Source organism: Streptomyces sp. NPDC058632 (assembly GCF_042717095.1).
Taxonomy (GTDB): Bacteria; Actinomycetota; Actinomycetes; order Streptomycetales; family Streptomycetaceae; genus Streptomyces.
On the sequence record NZ_JBHXQZ010000208.1, the window covers coordinates 1 to 1,556 of the forward strand.

At 71.9% G+C, this 1,556-nt stretch carries 1 protein-coding gene; it reads right to left on the minus strand.

Going from position 1 to position 1,556, the window contains the following annotated elements; translation table 11 throughout:
• Positions 1–1,514, minus strand: a 1,514-nt coding sequence (locus tag ACFWVE_RS35005; RefSeq protein ID WP_384023299.1) for a polyketide synthase dehydratase domain-containing protein, incomplete at its 3' end; no start/stop codon positions are given.
• Positions 1,515–1,556: the final 42 nt, after the last annotated feature.

A 1,556-nucleotide genomic window follows, 5' to 3' on the forward strand; every position in this document is an offset into this window, starting at 1 on the left:
GCACCCGCATCACCGGACGCCGTACCCAACTGATCCGCCGACACCGGCCGCCCTGCCATGGACCCGACCGACATCACAGGCGCACCGGTCACATCGGCGACCGCCAGCCGCATTCCGCCGTCGCCGGACCTGTCGATGCGGACGCGAACGGCGGAAGCGCCGGCCGCGTGCAGGCGTACGCCGTTCCAGGCGAACGGAATCACCGTCTCGCCCTCACCGTCGTTCAGGATCGCCGCATGCATCGACGCGTCCAGCAGCGCCGGATGCAGACCGAACCCACCGGCCTCACCCACCGACTCCTGCGGCAGACCGACCTCGGCGAACAGCTCGTCACCCCGACGCCACGCCGCACGCAGCCCCCGGAACACCGGACCATACCCATAACCGCGCTCACGGAAGACCTCGTACGCACCCTCCACCGGCACCACCTCGGCACCCGCCGGAGGCCACTGCACCAGATCGAACTCCGCCGGCACCACACCCTCCACCAGGAAACCGGAGGCATGGGTGGACCAGTCCTGTGCGGTGTCCTCGGAGCGTGAGTAGACGGCGACCGTGCGACGTCCGCCGTTCTCCGGGCCGACCACCACACGCATCTGGACGCCGCCCCGCTCGGGCAGCACCAGCGGTGCGGCCAGCGTCAGTTCCTCCAGCGTCGCGCAACCCACGGCCTCGCCGGCCGTCAGGGACAGTTCGACGAGTACGGCGCCGGGGAGGAGGGTGCGGCCCAGGACCACGTGGTCGGCGAGCCACGGCTGCGCCCCCACCGACAACCTGCCCGTCAGCACCACACCACCCGAGTCCGGCAGCGCCACCACCGCACCCAGCAGCGGGTGATCGGAGGCGTCCAGGCCGGCGCCGACGGGGACGGCGGCGGCGCCGTCCGTGGCGTGCAGCCAGTAGCGCTGCCGCTGGAAGGCGTACGTCGGCAGGTCGACGGCCCGTGCACCGGTGCCGGCGAAGTACGCGGCCCAATCGACGAAAGCGCCGTCGCTGTGCAGGTGGCCGAGGGCGGTGAGAAGGGCGTCGGTCTCATCCCGGCCCTTGCGGGCGGCCGGCACCAGCAGGACACCGGTGTCGTCGCCGTCGTCGAGGCAGGTGCGGGCCATGCCGGTCAGAACGGCCTCGGGGCCGACTTCGACGCAGCGGCCGACTCCGGCGGCACGCAGTACCTGGATTCCGTCGGCGAAGCGCACGGCCTCGCGGACATGGGTCACCCAGTAGGCGGGGGTGGTGAGCTCGCCCGGCGCGGCGATGCGGCCGGACACGTTGGAGACCACAGGCAGGACGGGGTCTGCGTAGGACAGCCCCTCCGCGACCGTGCGGAACTCGTCCAGCATCGGTTCCATCAACGGCGAGTGGAACGCGTGCGACACCCGCAGCCGGGACGTACGACGCCCCAGCCCACGGAACACCTCCGCCACAGCCTCCACCGCCGCCCCGACACCCGAAACCACCACGGAAGACGGCCCGTTGACGGCCGCGACCGACACCTCGTCGGTCAGATGCGGCACAACCTCCGCCTCCGTCGCCTCCACCGCCACCATCGCACCACC